Below are 5,408 nucleotides of genomic sequence, written 5' to 3' on the forward strand. Positions count from 1 at the left end.
GTGGCCCGGTCGGCCACCCACGTGCCGCCGTTGACGGCGTTTGCCGCATTGAGTATCAGGTCGGTGGCCTGCAGCCAGCCGGTGCCGGTGAACTGCGGCGTGCCGAGCGTCAGGCGCGCGCCGGACAGGAGCCTGCCGTCGTTACGCGCCTGCGAGGAGGCGGTCACGCGCGTCTCGCCGCCGCCCTGAATCAGGCCGTAGTTAAACAGCGCGGGCGCGGTCAGCGTCAGGCCATCGCGGCTGACGATTTCGCCCCCGCTATTGTTGGTCAGCGTCCCGCTGAGGGCCAGCGTCGCGCCGTTATCGCCCTGCAGACGTCCGCCGTTGGTGAGCGCCCCGGTGGTGATGCCGAGCGTGCTCCCCTGCATTTTGCCGTCGCTGGTGACGGAGGCCGCCGTGACGTTCAGCGCCCCGCCGGAGAGCAGGGTGCCGCCAGACTGCTGGCTGACCGCGCCGGTCTGGCTGAGGGTCAGGCCATTCACCCCGCTGATGGCGCCGCTGTTGCTGAGCGTGCCGCCGGTCAGCGTCAGGTTTTTCGCCGCCCACTGCCCCTGGTTCGCCAGCGTGGCGGCCTGCAGCGTTGCCGCACCCAGCGCGGTGATCCTGCTGCCCGCGGTCCCGGTGAGCGCGTCGGCCAGCGTCATCTGCAGCCCGTCGGCGCTCTGCACCGCCCCGCTGTTGGTGAGCGACTGGGCGTTAAGCACAATGTTCTGTGCCTGCCAGCTGCCGGCGTTGGTCACCGCGCCGGACGCAATCGTCAGGGTGCCCTGGGTGAGAAGCTTGCCGCCTGCGCCGTTAATCAGCGCCTGCTGCGGTGCGGCCATCGCCATACGCGCCATCAGCCGCTGCTGCCCCTGAACGGTCAGGCTCCGCAGGCCGGTCAGGGTGCCCTGGTTGTTAATGCTGCCCTGACGCAGCGCGAGGGTGTTCCCCTGCACGGTGCCGCTGTTTGTAAGGGTGCTGCCGCCGAGCGTCACATCGCCCTCGCTGAGGAGCTGCCCGCGGTTATCCAGCGTCTGTGCGGTGATATCCGCCCCGCCCTGGCTCATCAGCGAGCCGGTTGAGGTCAACGTGCCGCCGGTCGTGGCCGTCAGCGCCCCCTGGCTGAGCAGGGACCCGCCGTGCGTCCAGTCGCTGGCGCGGACGTCTGCGCCGTTCCCCTGCAGCGTGCCCTGCGTGGTCAGCTGGCCTGCGTCCAGCGTCAGCATGCCGCCCGAGAGGGTGCGCGAGGCTGCGCCCGTGGTCAGCGTGGTGCCGGTGAGCGCCAGGCCGTTCGTTCCCTGCATCAGCCCGCCGTTGTTCATATCGCGGGCAGTGAGGGAGAGCGTGCCGCCGGTGATGCGCCCCGGGTTCGCCAGGGTGTCCGCGGTGAAGGTGGTTGCGCCGCCGCTCTGCAGCAGCCCGGTATTGGTTAACGCCCCGCTGAGCGTGCCGCCGAGTCCCGACTGTCCGTTCACCGTGCCGCTGTTGGTGAGGGTGGTGCCGGTCATGCCCAGCGTGGTGCCCTGCAGCGTACCGGCGTTGGTCAGCTGTCCGCCCGTCAGCGTGAACCCGCCGCCGGAGAGCCATTTACCGTTCAGCTCGTTGATAAAGCGGTCGGCGGTGGCGTTAACCGCACTGCTGCCCTGCATCAGGCCGCTGTTGCGCAGCTCCGCCGCGCCTGCGGTCAGCGTTCTGCCCGCCGCCGTGCCGCTGCTGGTCAGCGTCGTCGCGTGAAGCGCGGCATCGCCGGTGGCCACGAGGTTTCCTGTATTTGTCAGGGTGTTGCTCAGGCCCAAATCCAGGCTCTGCGCCTGAATATCGCCCCGGTTGGTCAGGTCGCTGCCCCGGAGGGTAAACCCGCCGTTCACCAGCAGCAGACCGGCGTTATCAAGCGTGTCCAGGGACAAACTCAGGTCGCTGCCGCTCACCAGCTGCCCGGCGGCACCGTTGCTCAGGACGCGGGTGGTCAGCGCCAGCGTGTCGTTACCCTGCAGAATGCCGGTGTTATTCAGCTGCGCGGCGTTCACCGCCAGCGCTTTCCCCGCCAGCCGGCCGTCGTTAAACAGCTGCGCCGCCGTCAGCGTGAACAGGTTCTGGCTGAGCAGGGCCCCTTTGTTATCCAGCCTGCCGGTCGCGGCAAGCGTCAGGGCGTCCAGCGCCTGAACGCTGCCCTGGTTATTCAGGCTCCCGGCGTCCAGCGTCGCGCTGCGCCCCTGCAGGCTGCCCGCGTTGCTGAGGGTTTGTCCGCTCAGGGTCAGGGCCTCGCCGCCCGTCACCTGCCCCTGAGCCTGGTTCGCGAAGGTGTTGCCGGACCAGGCCAGCGTGCTGCTCCCCTGAAGCAGGCCGCTGTTCTGCAGGTCGCCCCGCAGGGTCAGCACTTTCGCCAGCAGCTGGCCCCGGTTATCGGTATTGCCGGCCTGAACGTCGAGCGCCTGCTGGCTGAGCACCTTACCGCTGTTGGTCAGCGCCCCGGTCACCGCCGCCGTCACGCCCGCTTCCCCGAGCGCGTTACCGGTGTTAATCCACTCGCCGGTGGCCAGGTTCAGGGTATTGCCCTGCAGCAGTCCGGCGTTGTTCAGGGTGGCGTGGTGCAGGTCAAGCGCGCCACCGGAGAGCAGCATGCCCCCCTGCAGGTTGCTGAGCTGCACCCCCGTCGCCGTCAGGGAGCGGGTTCCCTGCAGCGTGCCGCCGTTGGTCACCGACGCGCTGTTAAACTGCGCGTCGGTACCGGCCATCAGCCCGCTGTTCGTCAGGCTGGCGGCGGTCAGCGTCAGGCCGTCCCGGGCAATCACCCTGCCACCGGCCTCGTTGCTGACCTGACGGGTCAGGTTCAGCAGCAGCGCGGTGGCGCTGAGCTCGCCGCTGCTGGCAAGCGTTTCGCCACTGAGCGTCAGCGTTCCGCTGCTGCGCAGCGCGCCGCGGTTGGTGAGGTCCGCCACGCCGAGCGTCAGGGCCGCGCCCCCCTCGACGGTGCCCTGGTTCTCCAGTCTGTCCGCCGTGATGTGCAGGTCGCTGGCCGCTATATTGCCCGCGTTTACCAGAGTAGTGCCGTTCAGCCTGAGGCGGTCGTCCGCCAGCAGGCGTCCGGTATCGGTGTTGGTCAGGCTGAGGTACTCACCGCTCAGGCTGACGCCGTTGATTTCGCCCTGGTTTGTCAGCGTGTCGCCTTTAATGCGCAGCGTGCCGTCGGTGGTGATAAGCCCGCTGTTGGCCAGCACCGGAACGTTCAGCGTTAAATCCTGTGCGCTGTAGACCGACCCGCCGGCGAGGTTCGTGAGTGACCCGGTCTTCAGGCCGAGCAGGGTGGTTCCCTGCAGCAGCCCGCCGTTCTCCACCGAGGCAGCATCCAGCGAGAGGGTACCGGCAACCAGAGAGCCGCTGCTGGTGATACGCCCGGGGGCCGTCAGGGTTATGCGGTCCGCTTTTGCGGCGCCGGACTGGAGGATGTTCTGTCCGCCGAGCGTGATGGTGCCGGCGGTAAGCTCTCCGCCGCTGGTCAGGTCGCCGGTCGCGTTAAGGCTCAGCGTGTCACCGGTGGATTTCCCGGCGTGCACAATCGTGCCCGCCGTCACCGACAGGGTTCCTTTCGCCGCCTGGGTGCCGTTCAGCACGGCATTCTGCGCCTGCAGGGTGAGCCCCTGCCCGCTCTGCAGATGCGCATCCTGGCCGGTGGTCAGGTCGCCGGTGCTGACGGTGACTGCCCCCGCCGCGTCCGTCTGCCCGTTCAGGCTGGCGCTGCGGGTCGCGGTAAGCTGTACGTTGCCCTGGCTGGTGGTGCGGGACGCCTGACCGCTGGTCAGGGTACCGGCCTGCGCCGTCAGCGCCGTCGCGCCAGACAGGGTGCCGTTCTGCTCAAGCGTGCCTGCGGTCACGTTCATCGCGCCGTCAGCCAGCAGGCTGCCGCCGTTACGCAGGGTCTGCTGCGCCGTGACGTTCGCATTGCCTTTCGCGCTCAGCGTGCCCCGCTGCTCCAGGGTTCCGGCGCTTAACGCCAGGCTGCCGCCGCTCTGCAGGGTGCCGCTATTGGTCACCGTCTGCCCCTTGAGGGTGACGTCGTTGCCCTGCGCCGTGCCGCCGTTCGTCAGGTCTCCGGCGTTCACGTCCAGATGGCCTTTCGCCGCCAGCTGGCCGCCGTTTGACACCCTGTCGCCGGAGAGCGTTATGTCGCGCCCCGCATTCACCTGCCCCTGGCTACTGACGGTGCTGCCCGTCAGGCGGATATCTGCCGCGGCATCGGCCCGGCTCTGGCCGTCCAGCACCAGCTGCCCGCCGCTCAGCGCCAGGCTCTCCCCTGCCGAGACCGCACTGCCCGTGGATGACAGCGTGCCGCCGCCCGTCAGCGTCGTGCGGGTATCGCTTCCGCTGCGGGTATTCGTCAGCGTGATATCCTTCCCGGCCGCCACGCTGAGCGCGCCCTTACTGGTGACGCTGCCGCCGCGCTGCGTCAGGCTGCCGCCGGTGGACAGCGTGGTGTCGGCCTGGCCTGTCAGCGTCGCATCCGAAAGTGCCACTCCCTGCCCGCCCGCGACGGTCAGCGCCCCGCCCTGTGCCGACACGCCGCCGCCGTTGACGGTCAGGGTGCCTTTACTGTCCAGCGTCGCCGCGCCGCGGGAGATAAGGGAGGTGTTGCTGAGCGACATCGCCTGCCCGCTGCTGACCGCCAGCGCCCCCGCGCTGTTTGTCCCGCCGCCCGTCGTCTGCATTTTCCCCGCAGCGGAAAGGCGCATATCGCCCTGGCTGTCGAGCGTGCTGTTATTGAGTTCCACATCCTGCGAGCTGGCCACATTCAGCGCGCCACCGGCCTGATGGCTGCCGCTGAGGGCCACCCCCGCGCCATTCGCGCTAACCGAGCCGCTGGCCAGGCTGTTCGTGACCGTCAGTTTGCCGCCCGCATCCAGCTGAATATCGCCCTGGCGCGCGGTGAGGTTGCCGAGGTTCACCCCCACGCCCGTCTCGCTGGAGACCAGGCGGATACGGTTGGCATACATCCCGCCGAGCGCGCCGGTATCCACCGCCACCACGGGCGCGGCGCCCTCACCGGTAATCGGCTTAACGCTGCCGTCTGCGCCCACGCGGTTCGCCCCTGCCGTTACCGTCAGGTCGTTCGCGTGGATCGCGGCGTTCACTTCCGTTGCGCGCGCAATAATCGACAGCGCGTCGCTCTTGCTGGCGTCCAGCCCCTGACCTTCAACCGTGATGGCCCCTTTCGTGACATCCAGCGCCAGCAGGTTACCGCTGGCGTCAAACTGCGGCTTGCCGGTTGTCAGGGTGACGTTCGGGGTGTTGATAAATCCGCACCCGTTACAGGTGATCCCGTACGGGTTGGCCACCATGACGTTTGCCGCCTTACCGGCGACTTCCGTGTAGCCCTGCAGCTGCGAGCGGCTGGCGCCGGTGACTTCGTTGATGATGCCTTTCGCTTCCCG

General features: G+C 68.7%; 1 pseudogene. It reads right to left on the reverse strand.

Annotation, left to right across the window (positions count from 1 at the left end):
- Positions 1-5,408 (reverse strand): annotated as a pseudogene (gene cdiA, locus KIF87_RS22925) (contact-dependent inhibition toxin CdiA); the annotation flags it as partial.

This window comes from Enterobacter sp. 120016, from assembly GCF_018383635.1.
Taxonomy (GTDB): domain Bacteria; phylum Pseudomonadota; class Gammaproteobacteria; order Enterobacterales; family Enterobacteriaceae; genus Enterobacter; species Enterobacter asburiae_D.